20 protein-coding genes are annotated in these 18,820 nt (G+C 70.9%); 5 read left to right on the forward strand and 15 right to left on the reverse strand.

Annotation, left to right across the window (positions count from 1 at the left end):
- Positions 1 to 83 precede the first annotated feature (83 nt).
- The 8 genes from ASC60_RS26960 to clpS form a co-directional block, all read right to left on the reverse strand.
- Positions 84 to 836, reverse strand: a complete 753-nt coding sequence (locus ASC60_RS26960; RefSeq protein ID WP_055555338.1) for an MBL fold metallo-hydrolase — start codon at positions 834 to 836, stop codon at positions 84 to 86.
- 194 nt (positions 837 to 1,030) lie between these two features.
- Positions 1,031 to 1,981: a PLP-dependent cysteine synthase family protein gene (locus ASC60_RS26965; protein WP_055555339.1), complete on the reverse strand. Its 951-nt coding sequence runs from the start codon at positions 1,979 to 1,981 to the stop codon at positions 1,031 to 1,033.
- On the reverse strand, positions 1,981 to 2,259 hold the full coding sequence (locus tag ASC60_RS26970; protein ID WP_055555341.1) for a MoaD/ThiS family protein: 279 nt from the start codon (positions 2,257 to 2,259) through the stop codon (positions 1,981 to 1,983). The genes ASC60_RS26965 and ASC60_RS26970 overlap by 1 nt, the downstream gene beginning before the upstream one ends.
- A 105-nt stretch (positions 2,260 to 2,364) precedes the next feature.
- Positions 2,365 to 2,481, reverse strand: a complete 117-nt coding sequence (locus tag ASC60_RS44185; protein ID WP_361487485.1) for a putative leader peptide — start codon at positions 2,479 to 2,481, stop codon at positions 2,365 to 2,367.
- A gap of 92 nt (positions 2,482 to 2,573) precedes the next feature.
- A complete protein-coding gene (locus ASC60_RS26975) occupies positions 2,574 to 2,996 on the reverse strand; it encodes a Mov34/MPN/PAD-1 family protein (RefSeq protein ID WP_055555342.1) in 423 nt (140 codons plus the stop codon).
- Between the two features lie 137 nt (positions 2,997 to 3,133).
- Complete coding sequence (locus ASC60_RS26980; protein ID WP_055555344.1) at positions 3,134 to 4,540, reverse strand: amino acid permease; 1,407 nt, start codon at positions 4,538 to 4,540, stop codon at positions 3,134 to 3,136.
- Positions 4,541 to 4,763: 223 nt separating this feature from the next.
- The gene (locus tag ASC60_RS26985) at positions 4,764 to 5,381 is read right to left on the reverse strand and encodes a DUF2017 domain-containing protein (protein WP_055555346.1); all 618 of its coding nucleotides are present in this window, start codon (positions 5,379 to 5,381) and stop codon (positions 4,764 to 4,766) included.
- A complete protein-coding gene (gene clpS / locus ASC60_RS26990) occupies positions 5,381 to 5,692 on the reverse strand; it encodes an ATP-dependent Clp protease adapter ClpS (RefSeq protein WP_063787220.1) in 312 nt (103 codons plus the stop codon). The genes ASC60_RS26985 and clpS overlap by 1 nt, the downstream gene beginning before the upstream one ends.
- Before the next feature lie 82 nt (positions 5,693 to 5,774).
- On the opposite strand from clpS, the gene ASC60_RS26995 reads away from it, so the two are divergent.
- Both ASC60_RS26995 and ASC60_RS27000 read left to right on the forward strand, forming a co-directional pair.
- Positions 5,775 to 7,109: a nicotinate phosphoribosyltransferase gene (locus ASC60_RS26995; protein WP_055555349.1), complete on the forward strand. Its 1,335-nt coding sequence runs from the start codon at positions 5,775 to 5,777 to the stop codon at positions 7,107 to 7,109.
- Positions 7,110 to 7,209: 100 nt separating this feature from the next.
- Positions 7,210 to 7,794, forward strand: coding sequence for a nicotinamidase (locus ASC60_RS27000; RefSeq protein ID WP_055555351.1), 585 nt, complete (start codon positions 7,210 to 7,212; stop codon positions 7,792 to 7,794).
- Positions 7,795 to 7,852: 58 nt separating this feature from the next.
- Here ASC60_RS27000 and ASC60_RS27005 read toward each other — a convergent pair whose 3' ends face one another.
- Both ASC60_RS27005 and ASC60_RS27010 read right to left on the reverse strand, forming a co-directional pair.
- Entirely contained in the window at positions 7,853 to 8,164 is a 312-nt protein-coding gene (locus ASC60_RS27005) for a hypothetical protein (RefSeq protein ID WP_055555353.1), read from the reverse strand.
- Positions 8,165 to 8,276: 112 nt separating this feature from the next.
- Complete coding sequence (locus ASC60_RS27010; protein WP_055555355.1) at positions 8,277 to 10,664, reverse strand: immune inhibitor A domain-containing protein; 2,388 nt, start codon at positions 10,662 to 10,664, stop codon at positions 8,277 to 8,279.
- Positions 10,665 to 11,006: 342 nt separating this feature from the next.
- On the opposite strand from ASC60_RS27010, the gene ASC60_RS27015 reads away from it, so the two are divergent.
- Positions 11,007 to 11,279, forward strand: a complete 273-nt coding sequence (locus tag ASC60_RS27015) for a hypothetical protein (RefSeq protein WP_055555356.1) — start codon at positions 11,007 to 11,009, stop codon at positions 11,277 to 11,279.
- On the opposite strand, the gene ASC60_RS27020 is transcribed toward ASC60_RS27015, so the two are convergent.
- The 5 genes from ASC60_RS27020 to ASC60_RS27040 form a co-directional block, all read right to left on the reverse strand.
- The gene (locus tag ASC60_RS27020; protein ID WP_055555358.1) at positions 11,265 to 11,771 is read right to left on the reverse strand and encodes an RDD family protein; all 507 of its coding nucleotides are present in this window, start codon (positions 11,769 to 11,771) and stop codon (positions 11,265 to 11,267) included. The two genes, ASC60_RS27015 and ASC60_RS27020, sit on opposite strands and share 15 nt — an antisense overlap.
- Positions 11,772 to 11,823: 52 nt before the next feature.
- Positions 11,824 to 12,402, reverse strand: a complete 579-nt coding sequence (locus tag ASC60_RS27025; protein ID WP_055555360.1) for an RDD family protein — start codon at positions 12,400 to 12,402, stop codon at positions 11,824 to 11,826.
- Between the two features lie 90 nt (positions 12,403 to 12,492).
- On the reverse strand, positions 12,493 to 14,106 hold the full coding sequence (locus tag ASC60_RS27030; protein WP_055555362.1) for an RDD family protein: 1,614 nt from the start codon (positions 14,104 to 14,106) through the stop codon (positions 12,493 to 12,495).
- Between the two features lie 176 nt (positions 14,107 to 14,282).
- Positions 14,283 to 15,653 carry an FAD-binding oxidoreductase gene (locus ASC60_RS27035; RefSeq protein WP_055555364.1) on the reverse strand — a complete coding sequence of 457 codons (1,371 nt, stop codon included), beginning with the start codon at positions 15,651 to 15,653 and terminating at the stop codon, positions 14,283 to 14,285.
- Between the two features lie 79 nt (positions 15,654 to 15,732).
- Positions 15,733 to 16,755, reverse strand: a complete 1,023-nt coding sequence (locus tag ASC60_RS27040; RefSeq protein WP_234357165.1) for a teichoic acid biosynthesis protein C — start codon at positions 16,753 to 16,755, stop codon at positions 15,733 to 15,735.
- A gap of 273 nt (positions 16,756 to 17,028) precedes the next feature.
- Between ASC60_RS27040 and ASC60_RS42350 the strand changes: the two genes are divergently transcribed.
- On the forward strand, positions 17,029 to 17,484 hold the full coding sequence (locus tag ASC60_RS42350) for a hypothetical protein (RefSeq protein ID WP_079038666.1): 456 nt from the start codon (positions 17,029 to 17,031) through the stop codon (positions 17,482 to 17,484).
- Between the two features lie 71 nt (positions 17,485 to 17,555).
- Entirely contained in the window at positions 17,556 to 18,782 is a 1,227-nt protein-coding gene (locus ASC60_RS27050; RefSeq protein ID WP_055555369.1) for a mannosyltransferase family protein, read from the forward strand.
- The last annotated feature ends 38 nt before the right edge of the window (positions 18,783 to 18,820 follow it).

Consider the following 18,820-nt stretch of genomic DNA (forward strand, 5'->3'; position numbering starts at 1 on the left):
CGCGCACGCGAACGCACACGCGAACGCACACGCGAACGGGAACGGGCCGGATCTGCGGGGCAGATCCGGCCCGTTCCCGTTCGTCAGACCTCGTAGACGGCGCCCGCGCGCGCCAGGGTCACCGAGCCGTCGAAGACGGCCTCGGCGTCGCGCTGGTTGAGGTGCGGGTCGGTCCACGGGGGGATGTGGGTGAGGATCAGGGCCCCGGCGCCCGCGGCCTGCGCGTGCTCACCGGCCTGGCGGCCGTTGAGGTGCAGCTCCGGGATGTCTTCCTTGCCGTGGGTGAAGGCCGCCTCGCAGAGGAAGAGGTCGGCGCCCCGGGCCAGGTCGGTCAGGGCCTCGCAGGGGCCGGTGTCACCGGAGTAGACCAGGGCGCGGCCCCGGTGCTCGACGCGGAAGCCGAAGGCCTCCACCGGGTGGCAGACCCGGGCGGCGCGGATCGTGAAGGGGCCCAGTTCGAAGGTGCCCGGGGTCAGGGTGCGGAAGTCGAAGACCTCCTGCATCGACTTCTCGTCGGGCACGTCGTCGTACGCCTGGACCAGCCGGCGTTCGGTGTCCTCGGGCCCGTAGACCGGGATCGCCTCGGCGCGGCCTCCGTCGTGCCGGTAGTACCGGGCGACGAAGTAGGCGCACATGTCGATGCAGTGGTCGGGGTGGAGGTGGGAGAGGATCACGGCGTCGAGGTCGTAGAGACCGCAGTGGCGCTGCAACTCGCCGAGGGCGCCGTTGCCCATGTCGAGGAGCAGCCGGAAGCCGTCGGCCTCTACGAGGTAGCTCGAGCAGGCCGATTCCGCGGACGGGAACGACCCCGAGCATCCGACGACGGTGAGCTTCATGGAGCAGGAACCTCCCTGGAGGGTCCCCATGCCGAGGGCCATGGGCGAGGCGACGGGTGCGGGGGTCATACGGGGTGCCCACGAGCGTAAGACGCTAAAGCCCTGGTCGGTCCTCCGCAGGCCCGCGTTGTGGGCGGAATCACCAGGACGGAGCCCCTGGGCAGCCGCGTATGCCCGCACCCGGGCCGCGAGACCTACGCCCAGAGCTGGCCGTGGAGGGTCTCGACCGCCTCCTCGGTGGTGGCCGCCGTGTAGACGCCGGTCGACAGGTACTTCCAGCCGCCGTCGGCGACGACGAAGACGATGTCGGCGCTCTCGCCCGCCGTGACCGCCTTGCGGGCGACGCCGAGGGCGGCGTGCAGCGCGGCACCGGTGGAGACGCCCGCGAAGATGCCCTCTTCGGCGAGGAGTTCACGGGTGCGGGCCACCGCGTCCTCGGAGCCGACGGAGAAGCGGGTGGTCAGTATGGACTCGTCGTACAGCTCGGGGACGAAGCCCTCATCCAGGTTGCGCAGCCCGTATACGACGTCGTCGTAGCGCGGCTCCGTGGCGACGATCCGCACGTCGGGCTTGTTCTCGCGCAGGAAGCGGCCGACGCCCATCAGGGTGCCGGTGGTGCCCAGACCGGCCACGAAGTGGGTGACGGAGGGCAGGTCGGCCAGGATCTCGGGGCCGGTGGTGGCGTAGTGGGCGCCCGCGTTGTCCGGGTTCCCGTACTGGTAGAGCATCACCCAGTCGGGGTGCTCGCCGCTCAGTTCCTTGGCCACCCGGACGGCGGTGTTGGAGCCGCCGGCGGCGGGCGAGGAGATGATTTCCGCGCCCCACATGGCGAGCAGCTGGCGCCGCTCCTCGCTGGTGTTCTCCGGCATGACGCACACGATGCGGTAGCCCTTGAGCTTGGCCGCCATGGCGAGCGAGATGCCGGTGTTGCCGGAGGTCGGCTCCAGGATGGTGCAGCCGGGGGTCAACCGGCCGTCCTTCTCGGCCTGTTCGATCATATGGAGCGCGGGGCGGTCCTTGATCGAACCGGTCGGGTTGCGATCCTCCAGCTTCGCCCAGACCCGGACCTCCGGGGAGGGCGAGAGCCGTGGCAGCCGGACGAGCGGCGTGTTGCCGACCGCTGCCAGGGGGCTGTCGTACCGCATCAGCGCATTCCACCGGCGACGGCCGGGAGGATCGTCACGTTGTCGCCGTCCGAGAGCTTGGTGGAGATGCCGTCGAGGAAGCGGACGTCCTCGTCGTTCAGGTAGACGTTGACGAAGCGGCGCAGCTCGCCGCCGTCGACCAGGCGCTCCTGGATGCCGGAGTGCCGGGACTCCAGGTCGGCGAACAGCTCGGCGAGCGTGGTCCCGCTGGCCTCGACCGCCTTCTGGCCGTCGGTGTAGGTGCGGAGGATGGTCGGGATGCGGACCTCGATGGCCATTCTCAATCTCCTGTGGGAGGGCGGGGTGGGACTTCCCGGCCAAAGGGGGCCGGAGGGCGTCGTCGAAGGCTTCGGGCGGCGGGCGCGAGAGGACGCGGGACGCGCTCAGGCAGCCTCGGCGCGGCGCGGACACATCGCGCTGGCGAGCCGGCACAGGTCGACGTGGAGCCGCGCCACGAGCAGCATGCCCGGCGTCTTCTCGCTCACGTCTTCGGAAACCATGAACTCATCGTATCGATTCCCGGTCCGGCCCTCGGAAGCATGTACCGCGATACGGACGGGTAACACCCGCGATGTGAGACGGTCCTATCCGGTCAGCCCGGGATGATCTCGACTTCTTCCTCGGTGACCTCGCCGTCGACGATCCGGAAGGAACGGAACTGGAAGGGGCCCTCTTCGTTGCCGCAGTCGGCGGTGGACACGAGGACGTAGTGCGCACCGGGCTCATTGGCGTAGGAGATGTCCGTACGGGAGGGGTAGGCCTCGGTCGCGGTGTGCGAGTGATAGATCACGACCGGCTCTTCATCACGGTCGTCCATCTCGCGGTAGAGCTTGAGCAGATCGGTCGAGTCGAACTCGTAGAACGTGGGAGAGCGGGCCGCGTTCAGCATCGGGATGAACCGCTCGGGGCGGCCGCTTCCGGCCGGGCCCGCGATCACGCCGCACGCCTCGTCGGGGTGGTCGGCCCGGGCGTGGGCGACGATCTGGTCGTGGAGGGCCTGGGTGATGGTCAGCATGGGGCACAGAATAGGAAAAACAAAAGGGGCGGCGCGCAGCGCCCCGGTTGAGGGTGGTGGTGGGAGACGGGCGGGCGGGCTCCGGACCGAGGTCCGGAGCCCGCCCGCTGAGACGACGCGCCCAAAGGGCGGAAGCGTCAGTCCTTGGCGAACTCGGGCTTGCGCTCCGGGTCGGTGACCTCGGGCCTACGGCTCTTGAGCACGAACCAGCCGATCACCATGATCACCGCCCACACGGCCCCGACGTACAGGCAGATGCGGGTCTCCGAGTCGTACGCGATGAGACCGGTGACGCCGATGAGGAAGACCAGCGCCACCCAGCTGAAGACCGTGCCGCCGGGCGCCGGGAAGGACGAGGCGGGCAGCCGGCCGGCCACGACGGCCTTGCGGTACCGGATGTGGCTGATCAGGATCATCATCCAGGCCCAGATGCCCGCGGCCGTGGCGACCGAGGTGACGTAGGTGAAGACCTTGTCCGGAACGGTGTAGTTCAGTATCACGCCGATGCCCATGAGGAAGGCGGAGAGGGCGATACCGGCGAACGGGGTCTTGCGGGCGTTGAGCTTGCCGAAGATGCCCGGCGCCTCGCTGTTGGCGGCCAGGTCGCGCAGCATGCGGCCGGTGGAGTACATGCCGGAGTTGCAGGAGGACAGGGCCGCGGTGAGGACGACGAAGTTGACGATGCCCGCCGCCAAGGGGATGCCGATCACCGAGAAGGCGTGCACGAAGGGGCTCTCGCCGGCGGAGAACTCGGTCCACTTCACGACGGAGAGGATGACGAGCAGGGCGCCGACGTAGAAGACGATGATGCGGAACGGCAGGGTGTTGATCGCCTTGGGCAGGGTCTTCTCGGGGTCCTGGGACTCGCCCGCGGTGACGCCGACCAGCTCGACGGCGAGGTAGGCGAACATGACGCCCTGGAGCGTCATCAGGCTGTCGCCTATGCCGTTCGGGAAGAAGCCGCCGTGCGACCAGAGGTTGGAGACGGCCGCGGTGTCACCGGCGTCCGAGAAGCCGAGGGTCAGCACGCCGAGACCGATGACGATCATGCCGATGATCGCGGTGACCTTGACCATCGAGAACCAGAACTCGACCTCGCCGAAGATCTTCACCGAGATCAGGTTGACCCCGAAGAGCAGCACCAGGAAGACCAGGGCGCTGACCCACTGCGGGATCGACGGGAACCAGAAGTGGATGTAGATGGCCGCGGCGGTCAGCTCGGCCATTCCGGTCACGACCCACATGAGCCAGTAGGTCCAGCCGGTGACGTAACCGAAGAACGGGCCGAGGAACTCGCGGGCGTACTCCGCGAAGGACCCCGAGACCGGGCGGTACATGAGCAGCTCGCCGAGCGCTCGCATGATGAAGAAGATGATCACGCCGGCGAGGGCGTACATCAGGATGATGCTGGGCCCCGCCTTGGCGATGTTGGCCCCGGCCCCCATGAACAGGCCGACACCGATGGCACCGCCGATGGCGATCATCTGTACCTGGCGACTGCCCAGGCCGCGCTCGTAGCCCTCTTCGGGCGCCGCTGAGGTCATGTGGTGTGCCTTTCTCCCTGTGCGGCTGGCAATCGTGAAGATTTATCACGACGGCAGCGCTGATCCGCCCAGCGAAATGTGAGGCACGCCACAAGAAGAAGAGGGCAAAGGGAATCGCGCCCGACAAAGTGTGCGGGCGCGGTGATGCGATCGTTATTCGGAGTTGAGCACTCCTTAAACGAACACTTAGTGATCGCAAGCGGAAGCCATCACGCCATGAGCGTCAGGCCATCAGTGTCTCGATGAGCGTCTCCTGCAGCCCGCCGAGCCAGAAGTACGCCATCACCATCGGCTTCCGCGGATCGGAGTCGGGGAGCCCGAGCAGCTCACCGCCGTCGTCATCGTCGGTGACCTCCAGCCGGGTGCCGATCGCCAGCCGCAGATCGTTGAGGGCGCCGAGCCACTGCCGGGACTTCTGCGGGGCCAGCTCCAGCACCGCCTGCTCCTTGGCGGCCGACCCGGTGGACCCGGCAGTCAGCGAGTCCAGGTCGCGGACCATCGCCAGGGCGTCATCGCGCTTGCGGGCCCGCAGGTCGTTCTCGGTGTACCGGCGGAACTCCGCCGAGGCGGCGCGCGCCTCCTTCTCCGCGTCCGCGTCCAGCTCCTGGCCGGGCGCCACATAGGCGTCCGGAAACAGCCGGGCCAGCGCCGGGTCGCTCGGCGGCCGGGTGGGCCCCTCGGCGAACAGCGCGTCCAGCGGGTCCTCCGCCCCGGCCGACTGGTCGCCGGGGCCGATCAGCTCGGCGAGCTGCACGGCCAGGCTGCGCAGGATGGAGATCTCCACCTCGTCCAGGGCGACGGCGGCACCGCCGCCGGGCAGCGGCTCGAATCGTCCCGACATCAGCGCTCCTGCGTGAGCGTCGCCCACAGCCCGTACCCGTGCATCGCCTGCACGTCGCGCTCCATCTCCTCGCGGCTGCCGCTGGAGACGATCGCGCGCCCCTTGTGGTGAACGTCGAGCATCAGTTGGTGCGCCTTGTCCTTGGAGTAGCCGAAGTAGCTCTGGAACACGTACGTGACATAGCTCATGAGATTGACGGGGTCGTTGTGGACCACCGTCACCCAGGGGACGTCAGGCTCGGGCACCTCCATCGGCGCCTCGCTGGCTTCAGGACGTTCGATCTCCACCGGACTGACACTCACACCCCCAATGCTGCCACCCGGTGGGGGTGGTCGCCTAAACCGGCACCCAGATCTCGTCACTCTGACGAGTATGCGAGGTAGCATCATCAACATGGACACTGCGGACTTGGGACTGCCGGTGGACGTGCCGTCGACCGCACTCTTCACCGACCGGTACGAACTCACCATGCTGCAGGCCGCGCTGCGGGCCGGCACCGCCGACCGCCGCTCGGTCTTCGAGGTCTTCACCCGGCGCCTGCCCGAAGGGCGCCGCTACGGCGTCGTCGCGGGCACCGGGCGGGTCCTCGACGCCGTCGAGAACTTCCGCTTCGAGGGCGGCGTGCTGGACTTCCTCGCCCAGCAGCGGATCGTGGACGAGCCGACGCTCGAATGGCTCGCCGGCTTCCGGTTCCGCGGCGACATCTGGGGCTATCCCGAGGGCGAGGTGTACTTCCCCGGCTCACCGATCATGCGGGTCGAGGGCAGCTTCGCCGAGGCGGTGCTGCTGGAGACGGTGATCCTCTCCATCCTCAACCACGACTCGGCGGTCGCCGCAGCCGCGTCCCGGATGTCGGTCGCGGCGGGCGGCCGGCCGCTGATCGAGATGGGGGCGCGCCGCACCCACGAGCTGGCCGCCGTGGCCGCCGCCCGGGCCGCCTACGTCGGCGGCTTCGCCACCACCTCCGACCTCGCGGCCGGATTCCGCTACAACATCCCCACCGTCGGCACCAGCGCCCACGCCTTCACCCTGCTGCACGACAGCGAGCGCGACGCCTTCGTCGCCCAGGTCGACTCCCTCGGCAGCGACACCACCCTGCTGGTGGACACGTTCAACGTCGCCGAGGCCGTGGGCACCGCGGTGGAGATCGCGGGTCAGGAGCTGGGCGCCGTCCGGATCGACTCCGGCGATCTGCTGCTGCTCGCCCACCGGGTGCGGCAGCAGCTGGACGACCTGGGCGCCAAGGGCACGAAGATCGTGGTCACCAGCGATCTGGACGAATACGCGATCGCCTCCCTCGCCGCGGCCCCCGTGGACGCGTACGGGGTCGGCACCCGGCTGGTGACCGGCAGCGGCCATCCGACCTGCTCCATGGTCTACAAGCTGGTCGCCCGCGCCGAGTCCGCCGGACGGGACGCGCCGCTGGTGCCGGTGGCGAAGAAGTCCATGGGCGCGAAGACCTCGGTCGGCGGCCGCAAGTGGGCGGCCCGGCGGCTGGACGCGGAAGGGGTGGCCGAGGCCGAGGTCGTCGGCAGCGGGCCCGTACCGGAGGCCCTGGCCGGCCGTGAGCTGCAGGTCGAGCTGGTGCGCGGCGGCGAGATCGTGGCCCGGGAGCCGCTGGACGCGGCGCGCGACCGCCACGCGGCGGCGCGGGCGGGGCTGCCGCTGTCCGCGACGCAGCTGTCGCAGGGCGATCCGGTGCTGCCGACGGAGTACGTGCGGGCATGAGGGGTACGTCCATGACGACCATGGCGCCGGCGGCGACCGTACCCCTCGCCGTGGTGACCACCGCTGTGCCCACCTCGGGCCGAGCCGGAAGGCGTGCGTGATGCACCGGGCACTGATCGTCGTCGACATCCAGAACGACTTCTGTGAGGGCGGCAGCCTCGCGGTGACGGGCGGCGCGGAGGTCGCCGCCGCGATCACCGACTACATCGGGGAGGCGACGGCCGGTTACCGGCACATCGTGGCCAGCCGCGATCGCCACATCGACCCCGGCGATCACTTCTCCGACCACCCGGACTACGAGCGCACCTGGCCGCCGCACTGTGTCGCGGGCACGGAGGGGGTGGGCTTCCACCCCAATTTCGCGCCCGCGGTGGCCTCGGGCGCGATCGACGCGGTCTTCGACAAGGGCGCGTACGCCGCGGCGTACAGCGCCTTCGAGGGCGTCGACGAGCACGGCACGCCGCTGGCGGCGTGGCTGCGGGAGCGGGGCGTGACGGAGGTGGACGTGGCCGGGATCGCCACGGACCACTGCGTACGGGCCACGGCGCTGGACGCGCGGCGTGAGGGGTTCATGACGCATGTGCTGCTGGGGCTGACGGTGGGAGTGGCCCCGGCCACCACCGAGCGCGCCCTGGAGGAGCTGCTGGCGGCGGGCGTGCGGCTGAGCGGCCGGCCGGTGGCCTGACGGGGCGCTCAGGGCCCCGTCAGGCGTGTCCCGGGCGTGTCCCGGGCCCCGGGGAGCGTCAGACGGTCGCCGCGGGGCGCAGAAGGGCGGCGATGGGGTGCCACAGCTCGCCGCCGATGTCGGGGGACGTGCGCCAGATGAGGCCGTCGGGGTGGTGGAGCACCGCCGTCACCTCGTCGGGCGTCGGTGGCGCGCTGTTGCCGCGCAGATACACGGCGCGCAGCCCCAGGTTGCGCAGCCTGGTCAGGGCGCGCGCCCGGTTCGCGGCGTGGACCAGGACGCGGACGCCGCCCTCGCCGAGCGGGCGGGGCAGGGTCAGTGCCACCACCACATTGCCCCCCGGCAGCTTGGTGAATCCTCCGTCGGCCATACGGTTCATGTCCCCCGTGAGACGTCGTGTCAATAAGAAGGTCTGGGTGCATCTAAACGCGAACGGCCGTCGCCCGCTAGTGGGTGACGGCCGTCACGGCTTTGACCTGCGGTTATGACGACGGACTCACCTGGACGGTCATCGTCTGGCCGTCCGGGCGCTCCCGGAGGATCGCGATCCGGGTGTTGGTGTCAGCAACCTGAACCCCGGCGGTTGGGTTGCTTTTGTCCCAGTACGCACCCTTGCGGTCGTCGAAGACCGGGGCGCCCCACTTGCCCTTGATCTTCGCGGCCTTCCCGTCCTGGTGGAGGGTGAAGCCGTCGGTCCGGTACCAGCTGAAGGTGGAGTCGTACGCCTGGATCCGGTTGCGCATCAGCGTGCCGTCCGCCCACTTCTCCGGGGTGGCGTGCGCGTCGACCGGCAGGATGAGGCCCTTGCCGGGGTGGACGCCGGTGTTGTTGTCCGGCTGCGAGGTGTCCCACTGCCAGATCAGCAGACCGTTCTGGTACGGGAAGTGCTCGACCCAGGCGGGGCGGGTGGAGGCCCAGCCGAAGTTGTACGGGCCGACCTTGAGGGTCTTGTCGTAGCTGACGTACTGGCGGTTCTCGGCGAGGTAGTACTGCGGGTAGTCCTTGGTGAAGGACGCGCCGACGCGCGAGAAGCCGTTCGCCGTCCAGCCGCTGTCGTCGCCCTCGGCGCCGTCGGTGAGGACGGGCTCGCCGTCCGCGGTGAGGGTGAGGGCGTCGGCGGCGAAGCCCTTCTGCGCGACCCCGCCGTCCGTCTGGTAGCGGAAGCGGAGGTCGATCTTCTTACCGGCGTAGGCGTCCAGCGGGAAGGAGAGCTTCCGGTACGCCCCGGAGGTGCCGGTCAGGGCGGGCTTGTCGCTCGCGTCGCGCGGGACGGCCTTGCCGTCCGCGGTGCCGTCGACCGGCGTCCAGTTGGCGCCGCCGTCCGTGGAGACCTCGGTGTAGAGGTAGTCGAAGTTCTCCTCGATGTCCCACCAGCCCTTGAGGTCCAGGCTCGCCGTGGACGCGCCGGTGAGGTCGACGGGCCGGGTGAGGGTGTTCTTCAGGTCGTCGCCCATTCCGCTCCACCACTGCTTGCCGCCCTCGGCGGGCGTGGTGATCTCGGTGGTGACGGGCTTGTCGGGGAGGTTGACGACCAGCGCCTGCTGGTGCTTGGTGTTGTACTCGGCGACCCCGAGGGTGTGCCGGGACTTCGTACCGGCCTTCGCGGTGCCGTAGTCGAGCCAGCCGAGCTGGAGCTTGTCCCAGGCGGACATGTCGCCCGGGAGGTCGCCGATGGAGTCCTCTCCGGTGCCGAGCCATGAGCCCGCGGACATCAGCGACCAGTAGGCAACGGAGGACTCGCCCTTGCCCGTGGTGTCGTACTCGTCGGGCAGGCCGAGGTCGTGGCCGTACTCGTGGGCGTAGACGCCGAGCCCGCCGTTCTCCGGCTGCATGGTGTAGTCGCCGACCCAGATGCCGGTGTCGCCGATCTCGGTGCCGCCCGCCTTGTTGGCGCCGGGGCCGGTCGCCCCGGCGTCGGAGCCGTACGCGTACCAGCGGTGCGCCCAGATCGCGTTCTCACCCTCGGCCCCGCCGCCCGCGGACTCGTCCTCACCGGCGTGCACGATCTGGAAGTGGTCGATGTAGCCGTCGGGCTCGTTGAAGTTGCCGTCGCCGTCGAAGTCGTAGCGGTCCCACTGGTCGTACTGGGCCAGGTCCGCCTTGATCTGCGCGTCGGTGCGGCCGGCCGCCTTCTGGTCCTCGGCCCACTGGTCGACGCCGTCGCGTATCAGGTCCCAGGCGTTGGCGCAGTTGGTGTCGCCGCAGTAGTTGGAGCCGTAACGGGCCTCGTTCCAGCCGACCTTGACCCAGTCGGAGACCTCGCCGTCGACCGAGTAGCGCCCCGAGGACTGCTTCTCGTAGTACTTCTTCAGGGACTCCTTGCCCTTGGCGTCCGAGAAGTACAGGTCCTGGAAGTGCTTCCGGTCGTAGTCCTTCTGCCAGGCGGTGCTGTTGTCGACCTCGCGGTCCGGCTGGGCGATCGTGTTGTGCGCCGGGCCCGGGGCGCCGCCGTACTTCTTCACCGGCGGCCGGGGACCGTCGGGGCCGTCCGGGTCGTACATCGTGGTGTCGTCGACCTTGTCGCCGAACTCGACGAGCACGGTGAAGATCTTGTCGGTCTTCTCCCGGGCCAGCTCGACGTATTTGTTCTTGCCGAGCTTCACCACCTGCGACGCGCCGCGCCGCGTGGCCTCCTTGTCCCCGGATATGACCTGGCGCAGCGCGTCCTGGCGCTGCGCCTCCTGCCGCTTGCTGAACGGGCCCGCCAGATCGTGCTCGACGTCCGTCTTCGCGGGCGCCGGGTCATGGCGTTCGACACGCGTAGACGGCGCGTCGGCCCGGGCCACGCCCGTTGACAGGGCGGCCGCGCCGAGCGCGGCCACCACCGTGGCCACCGCGGCCGATCTGACCGCCCTCCGTTGGCTGTTCACTTGTTCCTCCCCTTCCACACACCGGTGCCGCACATTTGACCGGAGAGGCAAGCGAAAAGACAGTCCTTGACGTGGACTTGAGGGGTCGTTACGTTTCCCGGTCCGCCGTGTACCGGTTACCGGACACCGCTGTGCACGCCGCCGGGCAGCGGGGAAACGCGGCAGCGCCCACGGATGGGGCTGTGCGTGATTCCGTGCGCCCCCCGTGCATCCCCGCCGTGGCTGGGGTCACGATTGGTCCCGCCCCCCATCGGGCATCCAGCACCGTAGAGTCAATTTGACGGCGCACATCTGCCCGATTCATGCCCCCGCATATCGATGCCCCTGAGGACGGATCCCGCCATGCCGCGTCCGACTTCCGCCCAGCTCGCCTACGGTTCGGCCACCGTCGTCCTGTCGACACTGGCCATGCTGCTGCTTTCCGAGACCCGCTCGGGCCTCGGAGTGGGCATGGTGACCGTGGCCGGTCTCGCGCTCGGGCTGCTGGTAGCCCTCACCGTGCCGGTGCACCGTCAGTCCCGCGCCCCCCGCACGGGCCGTACGGTGCGCAGCCACCGCCCGCTGGCCGGGTCCGCGGTGGCCGAGCCCCGGCGGGAGCACTCACTGCACGGCTGACACGACGACCGTCCGCGCCGCCTTGTCGTGCAGGCAGCGCCGGAACGGCTTGTCCCACAGCTGCCACACCACGTTCAGCACCCAGAACAGGGTGCCGACGAGCACCGGGATCAGCAGGCCCGGCAGCGTGTAGACGCCGGCGCGCACCCAGCCCTGGCCGCCCGGGATGTTCCCGTCCGAAAGCATCGCCACGCGGATGCGCATCGCCTTCTTGCCGAGGGTCTGCCCACTGCGGGCCAGCATCGTGCCCTCGTAGCCGAGGTACACCAGCATGGTGATGATCAGCGCGATCATCACCTTCCGGATGTCCTGCTGGCCCGGGTGCTCCATGCTGTACCGGAGCGCGCCCGTCATGCCGAGGGCCACCGTCCAGATGACTCCCAGCACGAGACCGTCGATCAGCCGGGCCACGAAGCGCTGACCGGGTGTGGCCAGCGGGGGCATCCCGGCGAGGTCGGGGGACGGGGGCGACGACAGCTGGTCGGGGCTCATGCCCACGATTACATCAGCAGGTCTTCCGGCCCTCCTCGGCGGGCCGCAGGGGTCAGGGCCCGGCCTGCACCACGACCGTCTTGGCCACCTTGTCGTGCAGACACTGCCTGTACGGCCGGTCCCAGGTGCACCACAAGACGTTGACCAGCCAGAAAACAAAGCCGCAGCAGGGCACGATCTCGGGGAGCGCATACGTGGCGGCGCGTGCCCAGCCGGGTGCGCCGGACGGAAGCTCGCCGGTCTCCAGCATGGCCACCCGGATCTTCATCGCCTTCTTGCCGACGGTCTGGCCGTAGTGGGTCAGCATCAGCCCCTCGTAGACGAAGTAGACCAGGACGTAGGCGAGGGTGAAGACCGATGAGCGGGCGTCGCCGCCGTCGCCCATCGGGTAGTAGGTGCCCAGGACCAGGGCCATGATCAGGCCCACGGGGATGCCGATGATCAGCCCGTCGATGATCCGGGCGGCCAGGCGGCGGCCGAGATGGGCGAGCGGGGGCATGCCCGCGAGCGGATCGTCGCCGCCGCCGTGATCGCCGTAGGGGGAGCCGTTCGCCCGGGGCGGCGGCTGCTTGGCGAACGGATCCCGGTCGCGGGGCTCGTCCCCGGGTGGCGGCGGCTGGTCGGTGCTCATGGCCCGAGTCGACCGCCGATCGAGGGCGATCGCATCCGGATCGCCCCGTTCGGGCGACCCGGATGGTCCATCCGCCTCAGCGGCGCCCCATCAGCCGGCCGTGGCGACGAACGTACGGGCCGCCTTGTCGTGCCAGCACTGCCGCCAGGGGCGGTCGACCAGACACCACAGCACGTTCACCACGCCGATCACCAGCACCCCCAGCACCCCGTACACCAGCCAGCGGCGCAGGGCGGCGCCGAACGACGGCTTGTCGTGCTCCTCGATGTCCAGGACCCGCACCCCGCACAGCTTCTTGCCGAGCGTACGGCCCCACAGGGCCACCGGCAGGGCCTCCAGGAGGACCCCGCCCAGCAGCAGCACGCCCAGCACGAGGGCGAGATAGCCGCCGGTGGTGCCGTCGAGGAAGTAGACGGTGACGGTCTCGCCGGACTGCTTGGCCGTCTCCACCTTCTCGTCGATGTGATCGGCGGCCTTCCCCCACAGCGGGAACGCGACCGCTCCGGCGATGGCGAGCAGCACGATCATGTCGATCAGCCGGGCGGAGAAGCGGCGGCCGAGCCCGGCGGGCCGCCCCTGGGCCTGGGCGGCCAGGAGGAACGGATTGTCGACCGGCGGCTTCCAGGGGATGACGCCCTCGGGCGCGCCCTGCTGAGGGACCGGGGGCTGATGGGACTGCGGCTGCTGCGGCTGCTGCTGGGCGAGCTGGTGCACCTGCTGCTGCCAGCCGGGGCCGCCGCTGTGGGACGGCTGGGCCGGGATGCCGCCGAAGGGCTGCTGCGGCTGCTGCTGGGGCAGCTGCTGCGGTGGCTGCTGGGACTGGGGCCGGGACGGCTGCGGGGAGTGCTGGGGACCCTGCGGGGCGTCGCGGTCGGGCGTACGGAACGTCATCGTGCCCTCGTCGCGGCCGGTCGGCCGCAGCGCGCGGATCGCCATCGTGCCGTCCGCCGCAGCGGGCTCGGCCGAGGCCGACGCCGACGCCGAGGGCAGCTCCGGGGTGCTGCGTACGGCGGGGAGGGCGTGGGTGGCGCGATCCTTGCGGTCGCCCGTACGGTCCGTGACGCCCGCGCCCTCCGCGCCGCCGCCGCGCATCGTCAGCGTGCCCTGGTCGCGACCGCCTTCACCACGGCCCCTCCCCTCACCACCCGGGCCGTCCGCCGCGCCGCGCGGGTCGGGGACCGCCGCCCGCGGGTCGTCCCCCTCCGAGCCCCAGGAGATCCGGCGGTCCTGCTCGCCGCCGAACCCGGACTGCCGGGACGCGTCGGCCTGCCAGGCGGACCCGGCCCCGGGGCGGGTGCCGTGCAGCCGCCGCGGATCGTCCCAGTCCACCGGGGCGGCCATCCCGCCGGGCGGCACCGGCTCGGTGCCCATGACGCTGCCCGGGCCGGCGTCCCGTATGTCCATCTCGGCGCGCCGCCGCACCTCGGGCAGAGCGCTGCCGGCCGGCTCCTCCGCGGGCAGCGGCTGCGGGTCCTCGTCCAGGAACATCGGGCCGGTCTCGTCCGGCACCGGGCTGGTGACCTGGGTGTGGGTCACCCCGGGCGGTGCGGCGGGCATGGCCTCGCCCTCGGCCGGGGCGGGCCGGCTGGTGCCGGGCACCCAGGCGGCTCCGTTCCAATACCGGATGTAGTTGGGAATGGACGGATCCGGATAAAAACCTGGAATGGAACTGCCGTCAGCGGATCCTGAGGTAGGGGCGCTCATGATCTCCGATGTCCCGTATCTGTGCTCGCCATGCTGCTGTGCTGCGCCGCGGCAGTGCAACCCGGAGCGCGCTGTCAAGGTCTATCAGACCGGCCCGCGGCCCGTACCCACTGTGGCATCGCCTCGCGACTTTTTGGCGGTCAATACGGGAAGCCGGTGAGGGAGCGCGAGCGGCCTCACCGGAACAACTTGCCCGGGTTGAGGAGATTCAGCGGGTCGAAGACCTCCTTGATGCCCTGCTGCAGCTCCACCCCCACCGGCCCCAGTTCGCGCGCCAGCCACTCCCGCTTCAGCACGCCCACCCCGTGCTCCCCGGTGATCGTGCCGCCCAGTTCCAGGCCCAGCGCCATGATCTCGTCGAACGCCTCGCGCGCCCGCCGCGACTCGTCCGGGTCCGCGGGGTCGAAGCAGACCGTCGGATGGGTGTTGCCGTCCCCGGCGTGGGCCACGACGCCGATCGTCAGGTCGTTCTTCTCGGCGATGGCCGCCGTGCCGTCGATCATCTCGGCGAGGCGGGAGCGCGGCACGCACACGTCGTCGATCATCGTGACGCCCTTGACCGCCTCCAGCGCGGTCAGCGTCATGCGGCGGGCCTGGAGCAGCAGGTCGGACTCGGCCGCGTTCTCCGCCGGGACCACCTCGGTCGCCCCGGCGGCCGTGCACAGCTCCCCCACGGCGGCCAGGTCGGACGCGGGGTCCGGGGTGTCGAACGCGGCCATCAGCAGGGCCTCGGTGGACTCGGGGAGCCCCATGGCGCCCATCGCGTTGACGGCGCGCACGCTCGTACGGTCCATCAGCTCCAGCAGCGACGGCACGTGGCCGCGCTCCATGATGCGGCAGATCGCGTCGCACGCGGCCGCGGTGGAGGGGAACTCGGCGGCCAGGACGAGTTGTTCGGGCGGGGCGGGCTTGAGCGCGAGGACGGCCCGTACGACGATGCCGAGGCTCCCCTCGGAGCCGACGAAGAGGCGGGTCAGGTCGTAGCCCGCGACCCCCTTGGCGGTGCGGCGGCCGGTGGACAGCAGCCGTCCGTCGGCGAGGACGACCTCCAGGCCGAGGACGTACTCGGCGGTCACGCCGTACTTCACACAGCACAGCCCGCCCGACGCGGTGCCGATGTTGCCGCCGATGGTGCACTGCTCCCAGCTGCTGGGGTCCGGCGGATAGTACAGACCCTTCTCCAGCACCGCCCGCGACAGCGCCGCGTTGACCACGCCCGGTTCGACGACCGCGATCCGGTCGACCGGGTTGATCTCCAGGATGCGGTCCATCTTGACCAGGGACAGCACGATGCAGCCGTCGGACGCGTTGGCCGCGCCCGACAGGCCGGTGCGCGCGCCCTGCGGGACGATGGGCACGCGCAGCGCCGTGGCCGTACGGCATACGTGCCGCACCTGCTCGACGGTGCGGGGCAGGACGACCACTGCGGGCGCGCCCGCGTCGCAGAAGCTCGCCATGTCGTGCGCGTAAGCCGCCGTGACATCGGGGTCGGTGAGCACTGCCTCCTCGGGGAGGCCCTCCCGCAGCGACTCGATGAGGTCGGTCATACGTCCAGGCTCGCACTCGGCCGGGCGCCAGGGAAGGCGGCGCGGCGGCTGGGTCAGGACGCGGCCACCGCGGCCCGGTTCACTGTGGCTTGTAGTAGACGCTCAGTTCGCGGGCGCCGGACGGGCCGGAGGCGAAGCCCATGCACAGCCGGCGCGGGCTGGTGAGCTGGACGGCCATGCCCTCGGGCTCGCGGTAGTCGAGTGAGTACCCGGCCTCGGTGCGGGCGCGCTGGACCAGTTGGCCGGTGCGCAGATCGACGCAGGAGACCTGGGCGTTGCCGTGGCCGGAGGGCGGGTTGGGGCCGTTCTCGTCGGAGTACGCGGTCCCGGTGAGCTGGTACACGTAGTCGCCGAGCACCGTGAAGCCCTGGAAGACCTCGCTGTCCTCGACACCGGCCTGGGGTATGTCGTCGTAGACCGCCGAGTAGTCGCCCGCGGTGACCCCGGCCAGGCTCATCAGCCGGTAGCGGACCTGGCCGTCCTGGCGGTAGCGCAGCAGCAGCCGCTTGTTGAGCATGTCGACGGCGGGCTGGTTGCTGGTCGAACCGGGCACCGGGCGGTGGGTGGCCAGGGCGGACGAGCCGTTGTCGAGGACCGCGCCGTCCTGGAACGCGAAGCGGCTGATGGCGCGCCCGTAGCCGGAGTCGGGGTTGGCGTCCGACTCGGTCCACAGATAGGTGGTGGCGCCGACCGGCTCACAGCCGATCGCGACGCCGTGGCCGAAGCCCCTGACGTACATGGAGCCCAGCTCGCCGCCGGTGAGGGACAGCTTGGTGACGCACATGTCGCCGCGGGCGGCCCGGTCGGCGCCGGAGACGGGGGCGGATTCGCCGCTGAGCCGGACGCCGCCCTGCATCAGCTGGATCGTGTAGAGGTGTCCGCCTGCGTCGTCGAACGCGAAGGACTGCAGCACGGTGTTGTTGTGCGGTGCCTTCTCGCGTATCAGCTGCGTGGAGGGCACCGAGAGGTCGAACCGGCCCCCGGCGGAGGCGGCGGCCCCGGGGGCGTCTTCGGCGGCGGCCTCCGTGGGCCGTACCGCGAACGCCCCGAGCGCACCCGCGGCGGCCGCGCCACCGGCCAGCGCGAACCTACGCCTTGTCAACCGACCCGCAGCGTACTTGTCCGTCTGCATGCGTACTCAACAACTCCCAAGAAAACACACCGTGTTGGAGTGAACAGGAACGCCGAGAGTGTAGACGGTGCGATTCTGCGGCCGAGCTGGTGTTCCCTTTTTCTGGCATGAGCGGCGCATTGTGTGCCGCATCACTCTCTTTCTCCGGGCTTGGGGTAGACCGAATACCGGATGACGGGCGTATACCCGGCGAAGACAGAGATCCGGGAGTGACAGATGACCGTCGAGGCGAGGAGATCGCCGATGTCTGAGATCCAGGATCCGCTGCGGACTTTGTTCCGGCAGGCCGGTGACGCCGGGCAGGCCCACGCCGGGGCGGCGCCCGTGGCGCGCATCGCCGAGCGCGGCAGGCGGGCGCACCGGCGCCGCGTCGCCGCGCTGGCGGCGGGGGCCTGCCTGGTCATCGCGGGCGGCGGGGCCGCCGCGGCCGCGCTCCTGCCGGGCGCGCCACCGCCTGCGGCCCCGGCCACCAGCCCCTCGGCCGGACAGCCGTCGTCCGGGCCACCGTCCGGGTCCTCGACAGGGCCCTCGACCGGCCGGCCGTCCGCCGAGTCCTCGACCGGCCGCCCCTCGACCGGCCGGCCCTCGACGGGGACGGCCGGGCCGCCTCCGTCGACGGGCGAGGCCACAAACGAGGCGTCCGGGGGCGTGACGTACCCGCCCACGGCGACGTCTCCCCCAGGAGACGACGCCCCCTGACCCCCTCCCACATGACCCGCCGGCCGTCGCCGGGCGCTCCGCACCCTCACGCCTACGCGAAAGATCCCCGTATGACAGTCGCACCACCCGAGCCGCGCCAGAGCCCCACCCGGTCCGCCGCACCGCCCGAGCGGCCCTCACCGCGCCCGCGGATCCTGCGCCTCGTCCGGCTGAACCCGGGCGACCGCGAGGTGCTGTGGCTGTATCTGCTGACCCGAATATCCATATGGATCACCGCCTACTGTGTGCGGTGGCTGTTCCCCGGGAACGGCGACGCCCACCAGCCCTCGCCCCTCCTCGAACCCTTCGCGCGGTGGGACTGGGGGCACTACCTCCGCATAGCGCGCGACGGCTACTTCCCCGGGGAGAGCGGCCCCTGGGACAGGAAATGGGACAGCCGGGAGGCGTTCTTCCCCGGATTCCCGCTGCTGCTGCGCGCCGTGCACACCGTCGTCCCGAGCTGGACCGCGGCCGGGCTGCTGATCTCCTTCGTGGCCGGGGCCGTCGGCGTGCTGGCGCTGGCCCGGATCGCCCGGCTGTATCTGCCCGGCACCGGCGCGGACCGGCGCACCGTGCTGTTCTTCCTGCTCTCCCCGTGCGCGATCTTCCTGGCCGTCGGCTACACCGAGGCGCTGTTCCTGGCGTTCGCGCTGCCCGGCTGGCTCGCCGCCCAGCGGCATCGCTGGGCCACCGCCGCCCTGCTGACCGCCCTGGCCACCACCGTGCGGATCAGCGGCCTGTTCGTGGCCGCCGCCATCGCCGTCCACTTCGTCCTCACCGCCGCCCGCGCCCGCGGGCACTGGCGCTCGCTGCCCTGGCCGGCGCTGCCCGCGCTGCCCGCGGCCCTTTTCGCCTGGTACCTGCACGCGCACACCGGCGACTGGATGGCCTGGAAGCACGCCCAGGAGCGCGGCTGGTTCCGCACCTTCCACACCCCCCGGGAGAGCTGGTCCCACACCTGGGGCGCGGCCTTCGAGCGGACGCAGAGCGCCGGATACGCCGTCATGTTCCAGGCCGAACTGGTGGCCATGGCCCTCGGGCTGCTCGTCCTCGCCGTGCTGCTGTGGCGGCGCCGCTGGGCCGAGGCCGTCTACATCGGCATCACGCTGTGGGCCCTGGGCACCTCGTACTGGTACATGTCGATCCCCCGCTCCACCCTGCTGTGGTGGCCCCTGTGGATCGGCCTGGCCGCCTGGAGTCTGCGCAGGCCCCAGGTCAAGACCGTCTATCTCGGCCTGGTCGCGCCCGTGAGCACGGTCTTCACCCTCGCCTTCCTCTCGGGGCGGTGGGCGGGCTGACCACGGGCGCCGGGGCCGGCGAGCCCCGGCAGCGTGGC

Origin of the sequence: Streptomyces sp. NBRC 110028, assembly GCF_001417735.1 — a bacterium.
Classification (GTDB): domain Bacteria; phylum Actinomycetota; class Actinomycetes; order Streptomycetales; family Streptomycetaceae; genus Streptomyces.